This is a genomic window from Candidatus Hinthialibacter antarcticus, assembly GCA_030765645.1.
Lineage (GTDB): Bacteria > Hinthialibacterota > Hinthialibacteria > Hinthialibacterales > Hinthialibacteraceae > Hinthialibacter > Hinthialibacter antarcticus.
On record JAVCCE010000005.1, the window covers coordinates 23,798 to 46,605 of the forward strand.

At 51.3% G+C, this 22,808-nt stretch carries 14 protein-coding genes and 1 tRNA gene; 6 read left to right on the forward strand and 9 right to left on the reverse strand.

Features of this window, described 5'->3' with window-relative positions:
- Positions 1-8: 8 nt before the first annotated feature.
- The 4 genes from P9L94_01385 to P9L94_01400 all read right to left on the reverse strand — a co-directional run bounded on the left by P9L94_01385 (position 9) and on the right by P9L94_01400 (position 5,763).
- Entirely contained in the window at positions 9-1,370 is a 1,362-nt protein-coding gene (locus tag P9L94_01385; protein MDP8242704.1) for an alpha-L-fucosidase, read from the reverse strand.
- A gap of 26 nt (positions 1,371-1,396) precedes the next feature.
- Complete coding sequence (locus tag P9L94_01390) at positions 1,397-2,920, reverse strand: sulfatase (protein MDP8242705.1); 1,524 nt, start codon at positions 2,918-2,920, stop codon at positions 1,397-1,399.
- Between the two features lie 200 nt (positions 2,921-3,120).
- Positions 3,121-4,395 (reverse strand): YaiO family outer membrane beta-barrel protein, encoded by a 1,275-nt coding sequence (locus P9L94_01395; protein MDP8242706.1) that lies wholly within the window; start codon positions 4,393-4,395, stop codon positions 3,121-3,123.
- A gap of 42 nt (positions 4,396-4,437) precedes the next feature.
- Complete coding sequence (locus P9L94_01400; GenBank protein ID MDP8242707.1) at positions 4,438-5,763, reverse strand: GntP family permease; 1,326 nt, start codon at positions 5,761-5,763, stop codon at positions 4,438-4,440.
- 362 nt (positions 5,764-6,125) lie between these two features.
- Between P9L94_01400 and P9L94_01405 the strand changes: the two genes are divergently transcribed.
- On the forward strand, positions 6,126-7,817 hold the full coding sequence (locus tag P9L94_01405; protein ID MDP8242708.1) for an FAD-dependent oxidoreductase: 1,692 nt from the start codon (positions 6,126-6,128) through the stop codon (positions 7,815-7,817).
- A gap of 416 nt (positions 7,818-8,233) precedes the next feature.
- On the opposite strand, the gene P9L94_01410 is transcribed toward P9L94_01405, so the two are convergent.
- From P9L94_01410 to P9L94_01430, 5 genes are all read right to left on the reverse strand, one after another.
- On the reverse strand, positions 8,234-9,373 hold the full coding sequence (locus P9L94_01410) for a CHRD domain-containing protein (GenBank protein ID MDP8242709.1): 1,140 nt from the start codon (positions 9,371-9,373) through the stop codon (positions 8,234-8,236).
- Positions 9,374-9,554: 181 nt separating this feature from the next.
- Positions 9,555-10,985: a glycosyltransferase gene (locus tag P9L94_01415; protein MDP8242710.1), complete on the reverse strand. Its 1,431-nt coding sequence runs from the start codon at positions 10,983-10,985 to the stop codon at positions 9,555-9,557.
- A 171-nt stretch (positions 10,986-11,156) separates the two neighbouring features.
- A complete protein-coding gene (locus P9L94_01420) occupies positions 11,157-12,083 on the reverse strand; it encodes a HEAT repeat domain-containing protein (protein MDP8242711.1) in 927 nt (308 codons plus the stop codon).
- Positions 12,080-12,445, reverse strand: coding sequence for a response regulator (locus tag P9L94_01425; GenBank protein ID MDP8242712.1), 366 nt, complete (start codon positions 12,443-12,445; stop codon positions 12,080-12,082). Before P9L94_01425 ends, P9L94_01420 begins: the two co-directional genes overlap by 4 nt.
- The gene (locus P9L94_01430; GenBank protein ID MDP8242713.1) at positions 12,445-13,980 is read right to left on the reverse strand and encodes a response regulator; all 1,536 of its coding nucleotides are present in this window, start codon (positions 13,978-13,980) and stop codon (positions 12,445-12,447) included. The genes P9L94_01425 and P9L94_01430 overlap by 1 nt, the downstream gene beginning before the upstream one ends.
- 274 nt (positions 13,981-14,254) lie before the next feature.
- Here P9L94_01430 and P9L94_01435 point away from each other — a divergent pair, with 274 nt between their 5' ends.
- From P9L94_01435 to P9L94_01455, 5 genes are all read left to right on the forward strand, one after another.
- Positions 14,255-16,186, forward strand: a complete 1,932-nt coding sequence (locus tag P9L94_01435) for a cache domain-containing protein (protein ID MDP8242714.1) — start codon at positions 14,255-14,257, stop codon at positions 16,184-16,186.
- A 10-nt stretch (positions 16,187-16,196) separates the two neighbouring features.
- Positions 16,197-17,630, forward strand: coding sequence for a sigma-54 dependent transcriptional regulator (locus P9L94_01440; protein ID MDP8242715.1), 1,434 nt, complete (start codon positions 16,197-16,199; stop codon positions 17,628-17,630).
- 86 nt (positions 17,631-17,716) lie between these two features.
- Positions 17,717-20,407 (forward strand): CotH kinase family protein, encoded by a 2,691-nt coding sequence (locus P9L94_01445; GenBank protein ID MDP8242716.1) that lies wholly within the window; start codon positions 17,717-17,719, stop codon positions 20,405-20,407.
- 264 nt (positions 20,408-20,671) lie between these two features.
- Positions 20,672-22,255 (forward strand): response regulator, encoded by a 1,584-nt coding sequence (locus tag P9L94_01450; protein ID MDP8242717.1) that lies wholly within the window; start codon positions 20,672-20,674, stop codon positions 22,253-22,255.
- Between the two features lie 304 nt (positions 22,256-22,559).
- Positions 22,560-22,632, forward strand: a tRNA-Asn gene (locus P9L94_01455).
- Positions 22,633-22,808 lie beyond the last annotated feature (176 nt).

The window sequence follows — 22,808 nt, forward strand, 5'->3', positions numbered from 1 at the left end:
GTTATGGATTACACTTTAATTGGTTCAATCTTGAACGCTTCTCCTTTTACGCGAAGTTCAATTACCGTCGCGATGGGATCGCGTTTTCGCGCTCCCAACTCAATGCGCAGCGACTCGCCATCTTGTTGATGATTGAGAATGGGGCCATTCAACAGTTTGACCATCTCAGGCGCTTGAGGCAGAGGCGGCAGTTTGAGCGTTGCCCCCGTCTCACTCATAACGAATAAGTAAATCTTATTGCCTTTGCAAGTCGCGGCGCCCCACTCGCCCGGCATGTAGGGGCCGCCGCGGGTTTCGTAGATCGCGTCCTGATGCGCCTTGATCCATTCGCCCATTTTGCGCAGGCGTTCGACTTGGCGCGGTTCGATGCGACCGTCTGGCATCGGCCCGACGTTGAATAACAAGTTGCCGTCGCCGCCGATGGTTTGAATTAATGTATGCAGGCATTCTTTGAGCGATTTAATTTCGTCATCAGGCTTCCATGACCACTGTTTGCCGATGGTCATGCAGGTTTCCCAAGGCGTATCGCGATTGAATAGGCCAACCCGTTGCTCCGGCGTACCAAAGTCGCCCGCATATTGAACGCCGTCATTGATGGACATTCCCTCCATGCCTTTGCGCCCGGTGTCGACGCGGTTGTTAATCAACACGCTGGACTGCAACTCACGGCAGAAGTTATTTAACTCGACGCCGCGTTCATGCGTCCAAGGTTTTTCCCACTCGCCGTCAAACCAGAAAACCAAGTACGGCCCGTATTTTTCGATTTGTTCGCGCAATTGGTTTTGGTTGTATTCAACAAAACGGTCGAAATTCGGTTCGCCCCCTTCAGGCGTGTATCCCGCTTGCGCATGGTGCGAATAACCGTAGTCAGGGTTGCGCCAGTCGCAGATGGAAAAGTAGGGGCCAAAAGCGACGCCCTTTTGTTTGCAGGCGTCGGTCAATTCTTTCAAAACGTCGCGGCGAAACGGCGTCGACATGATGTCGTAATCCGTATAGGCCGAATCCCACAAACAAAAGCCGTCGTGATGGCGCGAGGTCAACACCACGTATTTCATGCCTGTATCTTGCGCGACGGAGACCCATTCATCGGCGTCAAACGATTCGGGATTAAAGCGCTTGTACAGTTGGTCATATTCCTGCCAGCGGGTTTTGGTTTCGTTGGTTTCACTGGCGCGGGACCAGCCGATTTCCTTGCCCGTCAGGCTCACCGGCCCCCAGTGAATGAACATGCCGAAGCGCATCTTGCGCCATTCGTCTAAACTTTCAGCGCTTGCAGGAAGAATTTTTGTTTGCGCTGCGTATGAATTTGCGCCGATGGTCAATGCGCCCATTGCGCCTGCGCCGAGTTGTAATGCGGTTCGCCGTTTCATTTGTTGCGATTCCTTCCCGTTAACAATCACGCTTCTTCGTAGGGCTTTGCCGTCTCATCGCCGTATTGCTTTTGCAAGCGATACAATTCATCTTTGAGATGATGTCCGATGACATTGTAATCTTTTTCGCCATAGACGCTGTTCATTTCACGTGGGTCTTTTTCTAAATCAAACAGTTCCCATTCGTCAATCAAATAATAATGAATCAACTTGTAGCGTTGCGTTCGGATGCCGTAATGGCGCTGCACCTGATGCTCCGCCGGAAACTCATGGTAATGATAATAAATCGCGTCGCGCCAATCGTCGGGCGTCTCGCCTTGCAGAATCGGTTTGATGCTGGCGCCTTGCATGTCTGCGGGTATGCTTGCGCCTGCGACATCCAAAAAGGTTTCGGCGAAATCTAGGTTTTGCACCAGGTCGCGGTTTACCGTCCCCCGGTCAATAACGCCAGGCCAACGCGCCACCAGCGGCATCCGCAGTGATTCTTCATACATCCAGCGCTTGTCAAACCAGCCGTGATCGCCCAAATAAAATCCCTGGTCGGAACTATAAATCACCAGCGTGTTCTCGGCCAATCCCGAATCGTCAAGGTAGTCCAAGACGCGGCCAATATTCTCGTCGACGGACGCGATACAGCGCAGGTAGTCTTTCATGTACCGCTGATATTTCCAGCGTACCAGGTCTTTGCCCTTTAGATTCATCTTCTCAAATAATTCATTTTTGGGGCCGTAAGCGGCGTTCCAGGCTTCGAGTTGTTCAGGCGTGAAATTGCGAGGCTGGGTAAATTTCAAATCGTTGGGCGTCAGGTGCCGCGCGACTTCCATTTCCTGGGTCTTAGCGGCGCTGGTGCGGTTTTCATAGTCGTCGAATAAATTGTCTGGTTCATAAAGATCAATGTCATCGTACTTATTTAAATATTTCGGGCCGGGCTGCCAGTTGCGGTGCGGCGCCTTGTGTTGAATCATCGCCATAAAGGGTTTGTCGGGATCACGCTGTTCTTGCATCCAATTCAAAGCGATGTCAGTGATGATGTCCGTTGTGTATCCAGTATGTTTTACTTGGCCTTGAGGCGTACGCATGGGCGGGTTGTAATACGGCCCCTGTCCAATCAAGACGTTCCAGAAGTCGAACCCCGTCGGCTCGGATTTCAAATGCCATTTTCCGATCATGGCGGTTTCGTACCCCGCCTGTTTTAGCAATTTGGGGAACGTCTGTTGGTCGCCGTCGAAGGCTTCCCGATTGGTCAATACGCCGTTCACAAAGCTGTGCTTTCCGGTTTGGATCACAGCGCGGCTGGGCGCGCAAATCGAGTTCGTACAAAAACAATTGTCGAAACGTACGCCTTCATTGGCGATGCGGTCGATGTTGGGCGTGTGATTAATCAGCGAACCATACGCACTGATCGCATGAGACGCATGATCGTCGGTAAATATGAAAACAATGTTTGGACGCTTCGCTGTATCCGCCGAAAACGCCTGCGGCGCGGCGAGCGAGGCGGCGCCGCATCCAAGTAATTTCATAAACTGATTGCGGTTCAATTGCGTATTCATTTAAAACAACCTCCATCGGGTCTATTCGGATCATTTCATAAAATTGAATTCAACATTGCATGTTGCTATAGAAAAAACTTATTTCATCCAAGTTAGATTATGATAGTCTAAAATCATGCCTGCACAACATAATGGCTCCACAACGTAATCAAGCATTTGCTAAATTCTGGCGCCATTGCAATCATGGTTCTACACTTCGATCACCAGCGAAGCATCAAGCCAAATACGACGCCGTGCTTCGTCCAGATTTGGTCCAGATCATAATAGGTATAGCCAACATAGGCGCCGAGTTGATCGCTAAAATAGTGTTGGGCGCGGATTTCAAAAAACGCCGTATCCACCGTCTGCAAGACAGGCCCCGCCGCAATCGCGATCACTTCTTCGCCGATCCCGCCGGACGCTTCGAGAAAACTATCGTCATTCAAATAATAGCGGGCGGTCAGTGCTGTGGTGTTGAGGACGTGATTGCCAGACGTGGTAAACGATTCCGCAACGCGCACATAAAACGGCCCGATGTATTTGCCGAAACCGACGCCGAAAATGTCAACATCATCAGTCGCAAAATTCATCCGCCGATAGTTCGCCGAGACTTCCCAGGTTTCATACAACGACTGAAATACTTCGATGCGAATATCCGTCTGCGGCAAGAAATCCACATCGCTGGCAATTTGAAATGAAAGGTTTCCGTAGGCGCCTTCCCATAAATCCAGATAGCCGTCGAACTTGAGCGCTTCGTCTTCCTGATGGTAGCGATGGTACCGGGTTCCCTGCAACGTGATCGAACCCTGGTCAAACTTACGTTGCACTTCGAGTGAATACTGATGCCAGTCTGAACGCGGCCCGCTCAGCGAATCAAAGGCGTAACGCAGCGCGGCCTGCCATTGGCGTTTTTCATCAATGCGATCAAGAATGGCCTGAACGTCATTCTCAGAAGCGCCGCGTTCTTTCGCAGAGAGCGCATCGGCTTTCGCCAGGTCTTCGTCTCCCATTGCGGCGTACGCTTTCGCTCTTGCGGACAGCGGTTCATACGCGTCAGGATTCAGCGCCGCCCATTTTGAATAGGCTTCGACGGCGGCCTCATATTGCTTCGACCATAAATAGACGTTGCCTAAGGCAGACCAAGCGTCGGCATATTCCGGGACGGCGTCTACGACTTGCACCAAGTCGGATTGCGCATCGCCGTAGCGTTTCATCCACCCATAGAGAATTCCGCGCAGCAACCTGACATCGTGGTTGTCGCTATTTTTGTCCAGCAACTGGCTATAGATAGATTCAGATTCATCATACTGACCCGATGCGGAAAATGCGCGCGCGAGACCAACTTGTGCGTCGTATAAATCCGGCTCCGCCTTAAGCGCACTTTGGTAGAGTTCAATTGCGGCTTGGTACGATTGCGCTTCCATCGCCTGTTTTGCTGATTGAAGTGAGTCAGTCGGTTGAGCGCAAATTACGATAAAGAATAATGTCGCAATCATTTCAGGCTTCCATTCAATGAGATTTCATTCATAAGATGATTTTCATCCAAATACGTTTGACAACAGCCAAACGCATACGCCAGCGGCAAGCGCCTGCACAACGCTACCGATGGAATGCAGTTTATATCCAGTCTTAGCGTCCATGCGTGAAAATTGCGTCACCACCCAAAAATAACTATCGTTCGCGTGAGAAACGCACATGGACCCCGCCCCAATGGCAACCACCGTCAATGCGATTTGGTTGGGCGTTGTGAACCCGAGCGAGTTCATCATCGAACTGAGTATTGTCGCTGTGGTGATGATTGCTACGGTTGAGGAGCCTTGGGCGGTCTTAATCGCAGCCGCTAAAACAAACGGCAGCCAGACCCCCAACTCCCACTGCGACAGCGGGCCGCTGACCGCATCAGCAACGCCGGAGTTTTGCAGCACTTTACCAAATGAACCGCCCGCGCCAGTAATCAAGATAATCATCGCAGCGTTATTCAATCCTTGCCCGATCCAGCTGTTGCTAACGCTCCATGCGCGGGTTAGCGTCATGGCGAGCGCGACGCCGATCATCAATGCGACCACCGGGCTTCCTAAAAAAATGAAGCCGTCGCGTACTGCGCCTGCGCCAAGCGGTTCGGTCGGATATTTTGCGATGGATTGCATGACGATCAATGCGATTGGAACCAAAATCGGCAGAATGGAATGAAGAGCAGACGGCGCCGATTGTACAATAGATAAAATTTCGTCTTCGCTATGTTCAGGGTCAGGGTCAATTGAAATCCGAGATGCAATGTTGACCGCAAACAACCACCCCGCCAGTAATGCAACCGCGCTGACCGGCAAACCAAATAGAATCACCAACCCTAAATCAGCGTTCAATAATCCCGCTGCAGCGATTGGCCCCGGCGTTGGAGGAACCATAGTATGCGTCGCGTAGAGGCCAAGCGCCAATGCGACGGAGCCAGCGGCGAGGCTCACGCCGCCGCGCTTGCACAACGCTTTATTTAGCGGCGATAGAATCACAAAGCCGGAGTCGCAAAAAACAGGGACGGAAACAACATAGCCAACCAGCCCCATCGCCAGCGGCGCATTGTTGCGTCCCGTGATTTTCAAAACGCTTTCAGCCAATGCGTAAGCGCCGCCGGATTTTTCCAGATAGACGCCGATGATGGTCCCCGCAGCGATCACGATGCCAATGTTGCCCAGGGTCCCGCCAAAACCGTTGTTGATTGACGCGACCACGTCCGCTGCAGGCATTCCAACGGCTAATCCATATCCAAATGCGGCCAAGAGCAGCGCGAGAAATGGATGCAACCGCAACCATGCCGTCGAGAGGATAATAAATAAGACGGCGCCAAGTAGTAGGTAAATTGCTGTCATTGTCCCCATCCAATATATCGTTCAGTATATCCGCATTATACAAAATTTTGGGTTCATCCGGTAAGTGAGTACTTGCATTGATGGATGGTCGTGATTTTGATTATGAAAACGTATCCCGGCGCATCAAAAATTGACAAACCAAATCAGGCATGGGTGCAACTCAGGAAGCGCCTGTGCATAAGGGCCTGAAAGCCCGCACTGAAGCGAGCAGAGCTGTACCCATACCACATGCAGCAAAATCTCAATTCAATTTATAAAATAAAGTATCCAATTTACGGAAGAACAAAATTTTGAGAATTGAGAGAGACGGCTATAATTCATCCTCAACTTGAATTGAATCTCACAAACAGAAAGCGCTTGTTATGAAACGACGATCTTTTATTCAATCTTCAGCCATCGCCGCATCTCCGTTTATACTGCCTGCCGCCATACGGTCCGCTGCGGCAATACCCAATGAATACGCGGCGGACGTGGTAATTGTCGGCGGCGGGCTTGGCGGATGCGCAGCGGCGTTGTCGGCGTTAAAAAACGGATTGCGCGTAGTGATGACCGAAGAAACCGATTGGATTGGCGGTCAGCCGACGTCGCAAGCGGTCCCGTTTGACGAACATCCCTGGATCGAACAGTTCGGCGCGCCGCGCAGTTACCGCGAATTACGGACCGGCATCCGCGACTATTACAAACGCAACTACCCGCTGACCGCCGCCAAGATGCGCGATGCGAACCTAAACCCCGGCAATGGCTGGGTAAGCCGCATTGGCTGCGAACCCAAAGCCGTATTGGCGGTCTTACAAAATTTATTCGCTCCCTACTTGAGCAGTCGCCAATTGGCGCTTTTGCTTGAGCATCGCCCTGTCACGGCTGAGATGGACGGCGACCGCGTCGCTTCCGTCATCATGCACGATGTTCGCAACAACCATCAAACTACGCTCACCGCGCCCTACTTCATTGACGCGACGGAACTCGGCGACCTCTTGCCGTTAACCAATACGGAATACGTCACGGGGTTTGAAGCGCAGTCGGACACGGGCGAAGAACTGGCGCCGTCTGAAGCCCAGCCAGACAACATGCAAGCAGCGACTTGGTGCTTTGTGATAGATTACCTGAAGGACGAAGATCATACCATTGAAAAGCCGGAACAGTATAACATTTGGAGAGACTACGTCCCGCAGTTGACACCGCCCTGGCCGGGCAAACTGTTAAGTTTCACCTACTCTGCCCCGAATGGCCCAAGCAATGCGCGTACGCTTGGCTTTGATCCAACAGGCGACACGATGGGTTGGTTTAATTACCGCCGCATTATCGACGACGCCAACTTTACGCCGGGCGCCTATCCCGGAGACGCCGCCGTCGTAAACTGGCCGCAAAATGATTATCTCGAAGGCAACCTGTTTGACGTTTCAGAAGAAGAACGCAAGAAGCATTGGAGCGGCGCACAACAGCTTTCGCTCTCGTTATTATATTGGCTGCAAACCGAAGCGCCGCGTCCTGACGGCGGGGTCGGATGGTCGGGGCTGCGCTTGCGCGGCGACATGACGGGAACCTCTCACGGACTCGCGAAGTATCCCTACATTCGTGAAGCGCGGCGCATCCGCGCAGAATTCACGGTCGTCGCCGAACATGTCTGGGCGGAACCGCTCAGCAAAGCCCAAAAAGTCCCGCTGCATGATGCAAAGGCGGAATCGTTTTATGACAGCGTCGGCGTCGGCAGTTACCGCATCGACCTCCACCCATCAACCGGCGGCGACAATTATGTCGATATCCCGACATGCCCGTTTCAAATTCCATTGGGCGCGTTGATCCCCAAGCGCGTTGAAAATTTGGTTCCCGCTTGCAAGAACATCGGCACGACCCATCTCACCAATGGGACCTACCGTCTGCACCCAGTCGAATGGAACATTGGAGAATCAGCGGGGGCATTGGTCGCGTATTGCTTGAACAAAAAAGAACCGCCGCGCGGCGTACGCAACAAAGAGACGTTATTGAAAGAGTTTCAATCGAAACTACGCGCGCAAGGCGTCGAGTTGGAATGGCCAAGCATTCGAGTGAGATAATTTTTCGCCTTTGTATTTGGCGTGCATTCCCGTAGGAGCCCCCCTCAAAAAAAGAGTGGGGAGGCTTTTAAAGCCATCTCAATAATTTTTAGTTCGAATTTCGTTTTCATTTATATAAAGACAGATAACCTATTCAGGCATGGGGGCGACTCTGGGAGCGCCTGTGCATAAGGGCCTGAAAGCCCGCACTGAAGCGAGCAGAGTTGTACCCATGCCTGAAAACATTAATGATTCAATTGTTTGTGATGGTTTCGAGTAATACGTGCGGTTTGATTTTTACAACTGCGTCTATCGCTGAATCGCTGGTCCGCCGTAGCCGATACGGGCGCGCTTAACGCAAGTATTTTTTCAAACACTCTAATAAAAGAAGGCGTCTCGATTGAGACGCCTTCTTGATATACGTATTTTTTGGTGAACTAGCGGTAGATAAACCATCCATCAACCGCAGAGGCAACCGGAAACTCGGCGTCATATTCCACTTGACCGCGAATTTCACCGGCAGGGTTCGCCGATGTATGAACATTGATATACGCCTGTTCGGCGAGGATCAGTTTGAGATGGTCTTCCGACAGCGCTGCTTCGCCGCTGGTTTCCGTCGAAAACGCTTGCGAGATTGCAATCAACACGCCGCCCGATTCACTGGCCCCGCCCTCATGAAAATGCGACGCAGTAATGTTGTCTAACCCAGTGACGGTTAGCGTCCAACTGATTAATGACCAGTCGTTGCTGATTGAAATCGACGCCGCACCCACGCCTGAAGAGTCGATTGGCGTCGGTTGTTTTGCGCCCGACAACTCAGATTTGAACGCGTAGGGTTCATCTGTAATTTGCCCGCGAATTTCACCGCCGGGGTTCTCGCTGGTATGAACATTCACGTAGAGCGAGCCATTGGCGAGGCGCTCTGCGTCAGCGGTGTCAATCGTTATCGTACCTGACGACTGCCCGCTCATGGGCGCGTCGAGCGGATACACAACCCCGCCGTCTTGCCCGGCAACGCCGTCATGGATATGCGCAGCCGTCACGCCGTCGAGGTCAAAGACCTGTAAAATGTAATCCAAGTCGGTTCCATTCGGCTGCAAACGAAACATTGCTACGCCCCGGCCTTGCGATGAAATGGGGCTAGTTAGATTTTGGCTATGCAAGGTTGCAACAAATCCTTCAGCCGACGCCTGCACCGGAGGGATGGAACTGAGCGCACCGGGATTGCTCACATTGGCTGAGACTCCCGGGCTGGGATCGCCCTGTTCCCATGCTCCAGCCGGATCGCCCAACTCTTCGCCGTTGGTAAAACCGTCTCCATCTGAATCAAGTTCCGCCAGATCAGGCGACCAGAAATTGGTGCTGCTTGAAGACAAAAAGGTCAATACATCTTCACCAAACGGCGTGCGCGGACCGCCGCCGCCTGCGCTGATATGGCAATTGGCGCAATTAAACACAGACCCGTTTGGAATTAATCCAGGCCGCTCAGGCCGCGCTTCTGCATGAAACGAAAGAGCAACGAACAATAATCCAAAAACAATGCTCCAAATTGATAAAGTAAATCTCCGGTTTAACATAAACCGTCTCCCTTCATTGAGAAAAAAATGGTGTTCTTAAACGAGCCGTTCGATTGTGATCGGTGCAGAAAAACCAAAGATACGAGTTAAACAAACCCAGTAAATTAATTATACTGATTTAGTATACAACGATAATACAGATATGCCTAAATTTGTTTTGACGGATTGAATCAACGGAGAGTTATTTTTTTGGTTGAAAGCCTTTTCGTTCCATTTTGCCCCACCCTTTTTGTCTGAAAATTGCACCGACAAAACCTTTAAAACGCCAGTAGGAATTGAGTTGGCGATATCCGACGCCTTCAATGACAGACAACAAAAACAAGCGAATTAAATCACGGAAGCGGCGATAGCGGCGGAACGATAATTCTTCGAGCGCAATCGCTGCAAGCGACAACGCAATCCCTAAAACAATCGCCGCCATGAGAAAACACACGATAAATAACCAGGAGGCCTGTCCCAAAACAATGGTTAGAAGAAAACTGACATAGCCAAAAAATTCGATCGCCGGGCCTAATCCTTCCAGCAAGCAAAAATACGGAAATGCAATCAAGCCAATGCGCCCATAACGCGGATTGAACAACATTTTGAGATGATGAAAGGTGACTTCATTCAGCCCGCGCTGCCAACGGTCGCGCTGACGGCCAAGCACCTTCATCGACTCGGGGCACTCCGTCCACGCTACGGGATCAGGCACATACGCCACTCGATAGGGAATACGATTTTCATAGCAATGGCGATGTAAGTGAACGACCAGTTCGATGTCTTCGCCAACCGTTTCAAACCCCGTAAACTTTGATGAGTAGCCACCCACGTCAACAACCGTTGAGCGTCGAAAGAGACCGAACGCGCCTGAAATAATGAAGGTCGCGTTGAGAGCGTCCCACCCCATACGTCCGGCGAGGAAAGCGCGCAGATATTCCAACACTTGAAATTGCGCCCAGATATTACTTGGCAGCCGAACATCCGTCACGATACCCGCTTCGACTGTGCATCCATTCGCGATGCGGATAATTCCGCCCGCCGCGACGGTGCGCGACTCTTCTAGAAACGGACGCACGATGCGCATCAACGCTTCCGGCTCGAGTAAACTGTCGGCGTCCATCGCGCAAAACAATGGCGTCCGGCAAAAGTTGACGCCGACGTTGAGGGCGTCGGCCTTGCCGCCGTTTTCTTTGTCGATCACCCACAAGGCAGGGTTGCGCTTGCTTCGGTAGACGCCGCGTATCGCAGCGGTCGCAATCTCAGCGGTTGGCGCGCGCGCCGCCGGGACGAGATGAAACGCCTCTTTCAGGCGCTCTAAGGTTTTGTCTTTGGAACCGTCGTTAATCAACAGCATTTCATATTCGGGATAGCGCAGCGTCAGCAGCGAACGGGTCGATTCAACGCAGGTCGCCTCTTCGTTATAAGCAGGCGCAAACAAGGTAATCGGCGGCGCCCCGCCGGATGCAATCAAGTCGTCAACGTCGAACGAACGCAAGCGACGCGCATAGCGGCGCAACGAACGAAACGCCATTACACTCGTCGCGAAATAGACAATGTTCAGCGCAATAAAATAAACCAGCACCACCCAGTTGAATCCATGTATGAGGCGCCATAGCCAGACTTCGATCATTCTTCTTCCTCGCTTAAGACTTGCAAGGCCAACTCATGGCGCGCATGTCCGCTCTTGCTTAAATCTTCCAGGACAGACGCGGCCCCCAAGTGCTTCAAGCCCCACGCCGCGTGGATCGACACCCAGGGCGATGGATCAAAAAATGCAGACGTTAGACGTTGGATATCGGCTTCATCGCCGAGAAATCCTAGATGCGCGAATCGCGTTGGCGCGGATCACTTGGTCAGACACGTCGCACATCCGACGAATGGCGCCGAGGTGTTGCGGACGCCCGACTCGCCCAACCAGACGAAGCGTAGCGGAAAGCAAGTCGCGGTCATGTTCATTTTCTAAGACGCCGGGCGTTTCGTCAGCCGACGCGAAATCATTCAGCAAACTGAGCGCGTCCGCAGCAACGGCGCGCGAACGCGGCGGCAGCGTCGCGTCTGAAAAACATTGACGCAACGTCGGTACCGCCTCTTGGCCGATGCCAGCCAACATGGAAGCAATAAAACTGGTTCCCCAATATTCAAAACGATGCAGCCGCTCTAACACCGCCGGCAAATAGTCCGCTGAGTAGGTTTTTAATAGCGAACGCGCCGCCAACATTGCCACCAAGGGCGAGAAATCATCCAGCGCGTTGATCAGTATGGATAAACTCTGAGGACGCCCCAACACGCTGAGCGTCTGCACCGCTCTCGCGCGTTGTTCCGAATCGCCCCGCTTGGCGTTTATTTCGACGAGTTCAATGAATGGTTCCGCGAGACCTTGTAAGTGACGGCGTTCTTCCCCGCTCAGCCTCATGGCAACCCGGTATAGATAATGAATGAAATATAATCGGTTTTTTTTACGGACGCGCGACCAGAGTTCGTCGGGGCCGTTGGGTTCGGCGAGATAATTTAATACGCGCGGCTCCCACACCGCTTCGAGTTTCTTCCATTTTGCCGCTGACCGAATATTGCCCAACCGCAACAAAACAACCAGCGCCGCAAATATTAATGTGATCGTAAATAACACCCCGATGGACGCGATGATCCATAATAGAACCTGGTCTTGCAACGCAATCGAGTTTAGGTGATTGCGAAACGCGGAAAAATACGGTTCTAGCGTCTCAATCACGATTCAAGCAACCGGCGAACGTCATCGGGCAGGCTTCGCGGCTCGAACGGTTTTTTGAGAATGCCCTTCACGCCCAGTTCGCGGTAATCGTCAACATTGAGTGAATCCGCCTTGGCGGTAATAAAGATGGCCGGTTGCGTTTTCAACTCAGGACGTTCGCGCAACTGGCTTAACAGTTCGGGGCCGCTCACGCCATCCAGTTCGAAATCTAAGATGATTGCGTCCGGCGTTTCTTGATCGACGGCGGCTTCCATCGTCACTGCGCATTCGGCTTTCATAACCGAGAAACCGCCAATCGTCTCTAATGCCAACGCGGCCAGCGCCAGGATATCCGGGTCGTCATCAACCAATAATAATTTCATCACGCTTTTAACAACCTTTGCACACGCGCTAATAACTGAACGGGAGAAAACGGTTTCAAGATGTAATCATTTGCGCCGAGTTTAAACCCTCTTACGATATCTTTTTCGCTCCCCATTGCGGTCAATAACACAATGGGGCGTTTTGCATATTCGGATGTCTCACGTAAGCGGGACAACACTTCAAAGCCATCCATCACGGGCATTTTTACATCAAGGACCACAATTGAATAGAGGCGCTCTTGGGCAGCGTTGAGGGCCGATTCTCCATCGGTGAAATGGGCGACTTCAAACCCTTCGCGTCCGAGACGGTGTTTGATAATTGACGCGATGAGTTCGTCGTCTTCCGCCAACAACAGCGTTTTCTTCGCCTCGCGGGTAGACTCTTGTTCAATCGCAATTCGGTTGCGGCCTTCCGACTTAGCCAGGTAACAAAATCGTTGCGCTTTGAGGACCGCTTCGTCAACCGGCTGCGGCGCGCTCACGCTGGCGATCCCCGCTGAAAAGGTCAATGTGATTGAATCCGCGCCGCCGAGTGACATTGGTTCGGAACGCAGGTTTTCTAACGCAGCGCTGATGCACTGCTTGGCTTGGTTCACATCAGACGAAGGGAACAAGACAACCAGGTCTTCCCCGTTCCAGCGCGCAAGAATATCAGCGTCATTCAATTGTTCGGTAATCAGCGCAGCGGTTCTGATAATCACCAGGCGCGCATTTTCGCTGCCATAACGGTCTTGAATCATGGAGAACGAATCAATATCAATAAAGGCCATCACCAACTGCGCCTTCGAATTGGTTTGGCAGACCTCGTCATAGGTTACGCAAAACTCCGCCCGGTTCGGCAACCCCGTATCTAAATCCGTCCGCTCATTCGATTGGCCCACTTGGTGTTTTTCAAGTTCATCGGTTACCGTTTGCCCAATTTCTTTGAGTTCATAGGGCTTCGCAAAAAAATGGGTGGCGCCCAGCGCCATACATTCTTGTCTTGGTTGATCGCCAACCAACCCGGTCACAATCAAGATGGGGATTGACGCCGTTTTTGGCGCTTGCCGCAATTTCATCAAAAAATCGCGCCCATCTACGTCCGACAACACAATATCAAGAACAATAAGCGAAAAAGAGTTTTGCGCAATCAGGGCTTTGGCTTCAGCCGCATCATAGGCAATCTGAATATCGCGATCCGGTTTTGTGAGCACAACCTTGAGGAGATCCGCCGATGACGCGTCGTCATCAATTATCAGAATTGACGTATTGTCATCCGGCGTATGCGAGGTTTGACGCAAAACGGTCAGCAGCGCGTCTAATGCTTCAACTAAATCCGACTCCGCAGATTCTTCGACGATTTGAGCGGTTTGCGTGATTTCGGGAAATCCATAGGTCGCGCCGGACCCGCGCAACATGTGCGCAATTCGCCGAATGGAGTTTTCTGCGCCGGGATCGCCAGTCCGAAACGAATGGCTAGCCGTCTCCAGCGCTTGGACCAAACCGTCAATTTTTTCGACATACTCCGCCCGTAATTGATCTTCAAATGATGTCACGATGTCCTCCAGGGCTATCAAAAAGCAAGAATAAGACCAAAAGATTAAAATAAGGTAATCTATACAACCATCTGATATTACTTCACAAACAGAGAAGCAATCTCTACGGTCTGAACAACAAACCGATTAAAACATTCTTATTTTGACTCATAAATTATCACAGCAAAGTATACTACAATGAATAAGGGCGGCGACGCCAGCTCTTCCCCCGGTTGGAAGAGTAAAAAGAAACCATTACACGAGCAACATGGAAATTCACCGGAGCATTCGATTTATGAGTCTGCGATTTCGGCTCACGCTTGGTTTGATCGCCGTTATTTTATTGGCGTACGCATTTCTTTCCGTTGTCGTCATCCAACACGTCAACCGCGTTTTTTTGCATGAAGTCCAAAACCGCGTCCGGCTTGATTTAAATTCCGCCCGCCGGGTGTTTGACGGTCATGCAAAGCAAATTTTAGAACGACTGGAAACTGTCCGCGACCTGCACCAGACCGAATTAAATATCCAACATCTAAAAGATGATATCCACAATCTATTTTCATCCGTACAGAATAAAAAAATCTGTGATCTGATGCTTCTCGTCAATCCAGAGGGCGAGGTCATTTTTCGCGCACATCAACCAGACAACACAAGCGGCGATTATTCGCAAAACCCTCTGGTTGAGCAAGTGCTGCAAACACGCGCCCCGGCGACGGGCGCATTTCTCGCGCCGCTAGACCAACTTACGGTGGAAAACCCGGAATTGGCCGCCCGCGCAAACATCCAATTGATAGAGACGCCCGCTGCGAAGCCCACCGACGCCGTCGAACTCAATCAGGGAATGGTGCTGGGCGCCGCAGTCCCAATTTACCATCAAAGCGACCCAAACCAGCTGCTCGCGGTTGCATACGGCGCCATACTGCTGAACCGTCGCTATGATCTTGTCGACGCCATCCGCGATGAAATTTATCAAGAACCCGTGGAAGGAAAACACATCGGCATGGCGACCGTGTTTCAAGGCGACGTTCGCATCGCGACCAATGTCCCCACCGTCGAACAAGGCCGCGCCGAAGGGACCCGCTTAAGCGAAGTCGTCTACCAACGCGTCCTCGAAAACGGCGAAGTGTTCGCCGACAAAGCCTTCGTTGTCAATGATTGGTACATTACCGCCTACGAACCCATCCGCGACCCGAGCGGCGCCATCATTGGGGCGTTATACGTGGGGCTGCTCGAAACGCCGTTCACCCAGCCGCAGCGGGTCATCATTATTTTTTTCTTACTGATGGTCTTGAGTTCCGTCCTTGCAACGCTCATTTTGCTTTCGCTTCTCATCAAACGCTTGCTGGCGCCAATCGCTCCCATTATGAAAATGGCGCACAGGGTCATCGAAGGCGACCTGAGCGCCCGGGTCGGCATTCGCCCCAAAGACGATATGGGCGTGTTATGCGAAGCGATTGACCTCATGGCGGACGCCGTCGCCCAACGCGAAGCCATGATTAAACAACACGCCCATCAGCAAATTTCTCAAAGCGAAAAATTAGCGTCCATCGGGCGCCTGGCAGCGGGGGTCGCGCACGAAATTAATAATCCATTGACCGGCGTCTTGACCTTTGCTCATCTGCTTCGCGAAAAACCCAACCTGACCGGGCAAGATAAAGACGACCTCAATGTGATCGTAAACGAAACCACCCGCGTTCGTGAAATTGTGCGGGGCTTGCTTGACTTTGCGCGTGAATCGCCGTCCAAAAAAGAACCGCTGCAAGTAAATGATGTCATTATGCGGGCCATCAAGTTAGTCGGCGCCAACAAAGAATTCCGCAACATAACAATTCAGACGGCGCTCGACGCTCAACTGCCTCTCACTTACGGCGACCCGAACCAGTTGCTACAAGTGGTTCTCAATCTTTGCCTCAACGCTTGTGAGGCCATGCCGTCCGGCGGACAATTAACAATCAACTCCGAACAAATAGACGATCGGGTTATCGTCACGATTCAAGACACAGGTTGTGGAATTATTCCAGACAATTTAGAAAAAATATTCGACCCCTTTTTCACCACCAAACCCGTCGGCAAAGGCACCGGCCTCGGGCTTAGCGTCAGCTATGGAATTTTGAAGGCGCACGGGGGTATGCTGGAATGTGAAAGCGAATTCAATGTAGGAACAACCTTTACGCTGTCATTACTCTTAGAAAATCAACAAGAATTGAACCAGACAAATTCTGAATAAGTAGAAACCCATGGAGCGCTCTGCCCTTAATTCATACCGACCCAAAGCGCTGGTGATTGATGACGAAGAAGTCATCTGCATGAGTTGCCGCCGCATCCTCACCGCAGACGGTTTCGATGTTGAAACGCACCAAGACCCGTCAAAAGGATTGCACGAAGCATTACGCGACCAGTATGACGTAATTCTGCTCGATATGCGTATGCCAGAGTTGGACGGCCTTGAAGTGTTGCAAGAAATCAAAAAAGCCGGCGTCCGTGCAGAAGTGATCGTCATTACAGGCTACTCCAGCGTACAATCCGCCGTCGATGTGATGAAACTGGGCGCGGCGGATTACGTCTGCAAGCCCTTTTCGCCGGAAGAACTACGCATCGTCGTCGAAAAGACCATCGAAGGATCGCCCGCCATCCGCGCGGCGCGCGCGCTGCGGCGCGATGTGGAAGCAGCAGCCGGGTTTGAAGGCATGATCGGCGAAAGCCCGTCTATGCTCAAAGTGTTTGCGCTTATTCAAAAAGTCGCGCCGACCACCGGGACGGTGTTAATCACGGGTGATAGCGGCGTCGGCAAAGAGCTCGCCGCCCGCGCCGTCCATCGCCTCAGTCCGCGCAAATCGCAGCCCTTTCTGGCGTGCGATTGCAGTACGCTTGCGCCCTCCTTGTTAGAAAGCGAACTCTTCGGTCATGTCAAAGGGTCGTTTTCCGGCGCAATCTCAACCAAAAAAGGCATGTTTGAAGTCGCCGACCAGGGCGCGTTGTTTCTCGACGAACTGGCCAATATTTCATTAGAAACCCAGGGGAAACTTCTGCGCGTTCTCGAAACCCGCCGCGTGAAAAAAGTGGGCGACGCCGAAGAGCGCGAGGTCGACATCCGCCTGATCGCCGCCACCAACCGCGACTTGCTCGCCATGAGCAAGCAAGGCGAATTTCGCGAAGATTTATATTACCGGCTCAATGTGGTACCAATCCACATCCCGCCGTTACGCGAACGAACCGAAGACATCCCCTTGCTGGTCAATGCGTTTTTAGAGCGTTTCCGGCGCGCCAATCCCTCGGCGCCGCAGTCGTTCACACAAGACGCAATGAACTTATTACAAGGCTATCAATGGCCCGGTAATGTTCGCGAATTGCGCAACGCCATTGAACGCATCGCCATTCTTTGCGACGCTGAGCGGGTGGAAATCAAACACGTGCCCGAAGAATTACGAACGGCGGTGGTCCCTCGCGGATTTGGCGAACCGCCCGTGCCGCAGGACTGGGACACATTCAAAGATTTCAAAAAAGTCGTACGCGACGCCGCCGTCAGCGATGTCGAACGGCGGTTTTTAGAAGATGCGCTGAAACGCACTCGGGGCAACGTCAGCAAGGCGGCGGATCTGGTTGGGATGCAACGCACCAACCTTCATGCGCTAATGGCGAAATATGATATCCGCGCAGATGAATATCAATAATCGACCAAAGTGTTTAAGCGAATCGTCCTGTGATATATTTAGTTGAGAGTGTTATTTAGAGTCCAATTTCCTTTAGAAAAAGTGCAATGCGCCTGTTATTTATATTGTTCATCTTTCACATTCTATGTACGCCGTTTTCCATTGCGGCTGCGTACGAAGGCATCGTCATTAATGAAATTCTCGCCGCGAACACATCAACCAATTTAGACCAACGGAACTATAACTTCGGCGACTGGATCGAACTCTACAACAGCACGGATGAACCCCAGGATTTGCGCAGCTGCTACTTGACCGATGACCCGTTTGATCTAAAAAAATGGCGAATCATTCGCGCCCGCATGGCGCCCAAATCCCACACGCTGATATGGGCGGACGCCGAGCCGTCGATTGACCACTCTAATTTCAAACTCAATCAAACAGGCGAATTCATCGCGCTTGTCTCAAAGGACGGCGAAATCATCGACTCGCTTTTTTACCCGGCGCAAATGGCGGACGTCTCCTACGGCCGCAGCCCAGACGCCTCGTCTATCTGGCGTTATTTTATGGAGCCGACACCCAACGCACCCAATTTAAAGACCGGAGAGATTTCTCTCAATCGCATTGCCGCGCCTGTCGCGTCGCTCCCGGCGGGTTTTTACGACCAGCGCGTCCGCGTTACGCTTGACGCAGATGCAGACGCGCAAATTCACTATACGCTTGACGGCAGCCTCCCCACGCTTGACTCGCCGCTCTATCAACGCCGTTTGGTTTTTTCGCAAACCAGCGTCCTGCGCGCCCGGGCGTTTTCTGTCGGTCGAATCCCGAGCCGCGTCGTAACGCATACGTATTTGATTGGCGAACAAGTGGCCCTGCCAGTTGTATCGCTAGCGGCGGAACCCGACCATTTCTTTGATGACGAAATTGGCATTTACGTCGATGGCTCCAATGGAACCACCGGCAATTGCTCTGATGATCCGCGCAATTGGAACCAGGATTGGGAACGCCCCGTTAGCGTTGAATTTTTTGAGACGGACGGAGCCCCTGGCTTTACGCTGGATGCAGGCGTTAAAATTTACGGTGGATGCAGCCGTCAACGCGACCGGCGCTCGCTCGCCATTTTCGCCCGTGAAAAATATGGCGCCGCAGAACTCGCCTATCCACTGTTTCCCGACAAGCCCATCCAATCCTTTCAATCGTTTGTTCTACGAAATTCCGGCAACGACGCAGAACACACTCTCATCCGCGACGGCTTGATGCAAGCGACCGTCAAAGGCCAATTGGATATTGATTACCAAAGTTTCAGGCCCGCGGTTGTGTTCCTAAACGGTGAATACTGGGGGCTGTATAACATTCGGGAAAAAATCAACGAGCATTATGCGGCCTCCAACCACGGCGTTGCGCCCGATCAAGTTGACCTGCTCTACAACGACCGCAAAATCTTCTCTGGCGAAAAAGACCACTACGAAGCCTTGCGATTGTTCTTGCTGCGAAATGACTTGGCTGATGCTGACACATACCGTTGGGTCAAAACTCAAATGGATATCAATGAATATATCAATTATCAAATCGCGCAAATCTATTTTTCTAACACCGACTGGCCCAGCAATAATCTAAAATATTGGAGACCACATACGCCATCCGGCCGCTGGCGTTGGATTTTATTTGACACCGATTTCGGGTTCGGCCTCAAAGACAACGGACTATCGCACAACACACTGGCATTTGCGCTTGACCCCAATGAAACCGGATGGCCCAACCCGGCCTGGTCAACGCTGCTGTTTAGAAAACTCATCAGGAACGACGAGTTTAAGCAGACCTTTATTCAACGATTCACTGTTTGTTTACAAGCAGCATTTGAACCCGCCCGCGTGATGGACTTGGTCGAATCATTCAGCGCACAAATCGCCGCCGAAATCCCAAGACATATTTCACGTTGGGACGCTCCCGATTCATTACAGGCTTGGCAAAATAAAATTTCTGGAATGAATACGTTCGCGCGAGTCCGGCCTCGAGTAATCTATCGCAACCTTGAACGCGAATTTGATCTGAACGAACGTATCGCTATCGAAATAAAAACAATCGGCGATGGGCGTGTATACGTCGCTGGGGCGCCGCTATTCGACGGAGAAAACCAGATTGAACTTTACGCCGACATCCCGGTTACGTTACGCGCGGTCCCGCTCGCCGGCAGCCGTTTCGTCAATTGGGAACCCTTTGACGAAACCCACGCAGATAAAATTTCACTAACGCCGCAATCTGCGCAAACCATTTCAGCCGTATTTGAACCTGGCCCTTCTCTTGTTATCAACGAAATTCACTATCACCCGTTCATTGGAAGCGGCAACCAAGACTATGAATATATCGAACTATTGAATGCGGGCAAAACGCACATGGACTTAGAGGGATACAAACTATCCGGCGGCGTGAATTTTATCTTCCCAGAAGAGATGTCGATCTCGCCCGGCGACTATCTCATTCTGGCGAAAGACGCTTCGCTCTATCCGCATCTTGAGTGCCAGGTTCTATCATGGGGAGACAGCAAACTAGCGAACGAAGGTGAAAGAATTCATCTGCAAGGCCCCATGGGCGAGACAATCGACTCGGTGCACTATAATTCGTCGTCGATCTGGTCGCATAACGCAGACGGCGCGGGGTTTTCGCTATCGCTGGTGGATCCCAATTCCGATCACGATGATCCAGACAATTGGTTTGCCAGCCCATCTCCTGGTGGAACTCCAGGGCAACAGAATTTCCAAACGCCTCCAACGAAAATTCAAGACTGGATGTACCATAATTAAACAGAGCGCTCAGGGCTTCATTTTTTCTCTCGCTTCATACACTGTATAATTTCTTCATACATTCACTTCCTGCTTTTTATATATTTGGCTCGATGGCCTCAAAAAACTATACGCTTCATATCCTCATTAAATAAAACAAGTTACGCTGCGCTTCGTTTTTTTATTCATTCTTAAACGAACTTGGCGCCATTCGTGCATTTATACATTCACGAATGAGATCACGGATGAAAACAAAAGGGCCAATCGCCCAGGGAGACATACATCATGATCGCCGAACGCCGCCTACTTGTCGTTGATGACGAACCTATTGTTTGTGAAAGTTGCCAGCGAATCTTCGCAGGCAGAGGTTTTCAAGTTGATTCAAGCACCGATTCAAGCCAAGGCTTACAACTCGCCGCCGATAACCACTACAGCGCCATCTTGCTTGATCTCCACATGCCGGGGATCACAGGACTCGAGTTTTTACATCAGCTGCGCGACCGCAGCATTGATTCTCCCGTGATGCTGATTACCGGCTACCCAAGCGTCCCGACCGCAGCGCAGAGTATGCGCCTTGGCGCGGCGGATTATATTGCAAAACCCTTTTCGCCGGATGAAATACTCAGCGCAGTCAACCGCTTGTTTGAAGAAGAACCTGTTGAAAATTTCCCTGACCAATCCCCAAACACACAAGCGTCTCATCCGCCCGTAAACGAATATCGCTTTGTACAGAACTCCTGGTACACCGTAGATAACACAGCATACGTTTCAACCGGCGCACTTGTCGCCTCACGCATTGGCGCTGAAATTCAAGACATCCAACTGCCTCAAGTCGGGCAAATGGTCTACCGGGGGCTTCCTTACGCGTCAGTCCATTGGAGCGACGGCAAGCAAAGCCTGATTGCTTCTTCGCTCACAGGCGCCGTCGTCGCCGTCAATCCAGCGTATATTTCAAATCCTGAAACGTTATTTGAGCGCCCAATCCATGAAGGTTGGCTCGCGCAAGTTCGACCAACGCAAATTGAAGAAGACTCAAAGAATTCAACCCAACGAAACGTCGTCATTGTTTCTTCAAACGGCGGTATGATTTCAGAAATCGGCAAGCGCCTGCAGGATTACGGCTCTAGCGTAAAAGCGGTCAATTCAACCGAAGCAGCCAAAACGCTCTTCAACCATCAACCATTGCCGCTCGTCATCTGGGATGATTCTTCCTTTGGAGAAGACGGCCCATCCAAACTCGGTGAAATGCTCGAGCAAAATCCGGGTCTCAAAGCAATCGTCTACAACCGGGATGAACAAACCCTTGAGTTTGACTACCGCCATTATCCAATTTTTTATTACGGCATCGAACCGATGGAAGATAGCGAATTAATTGAAGCGCTGAATTCAGCCTTTGTTGCGAAGCCCGTAACACGAGTAGTGCGCTCATCGACGCCTCTGCCTTCAACGGTTAGCAAAATACAGATTACGAACCGCAGCAACGAAACCAATACGTTGCTATCGTCAGGCATTTTACTTGACCGCAACACAGGCTTCGGCGCAATTCTCATCGACCAGCTTTTGCGCGAAGGGTTCCCCATCCTGGTTGAATACGGCGAAAAATATCACAGCGCCAGTACATTAACCAACGAGGAAAAACAATGCGCCCGCCTGATCCACCTGAATGTAGAGTTTGGGTCCGGCATCCATGGATCAATCCGAAATAACCGGTTTGAAAACGGCGATAAGAATAGCCTGGCAGAAGAGATCACAATTCACGCCAACACGGGTCTCAGTAGCGCATTCAATTTTGGCGAGGCAAGCCAGGCGTTGGCCGAATATCTCTATCAACGGCTGACAGCCAGTCAAAAGAGCGCAGCATCAAACTAACAGTACCTTTAACAAAGCGATAACGGAAAGAAGGTCTTGCCTTTTTCTCCGTCCATCCACTCCCCACTATCCGGGGCGGCTCCCCAGCCGCCCTCTTTTTTTAGGCTGATAATGTCACATGAAGTTGCATTGGCTTAATGGAAATTAAATACGAAGCCATTACTCAAACGGCCAAGAAAACGACTGCTTAAACCAATAGCGATCAAATAGTTAAAAGATTTTGTCTTGGAGGCTTGACTATTGCGTTTAGGGGGATAATCTTTTGACTTGGCTGCGATAGCCATGTTAGATAAAAGACGAATGTTCCCCTGTAGCTCAATTGGTAGAGCATGCGGCTGTTAACCGCAGTGTTGTTGGTTCGAGTCCAACCGGGGGAGCTTTTAATCCCTCTATCGAACCTACCTAAGACGCCGTTAACACATTCAGCTTTTTCATACTTTTCGTATCTTCAAACACGTTGGCGAGTTATCTGAATAGCAATTACTAGAATCAAATCTCTTCAAATATTGAATTGGATATCAACCCGAAATAATACTTCTTAATTTCAAATCAA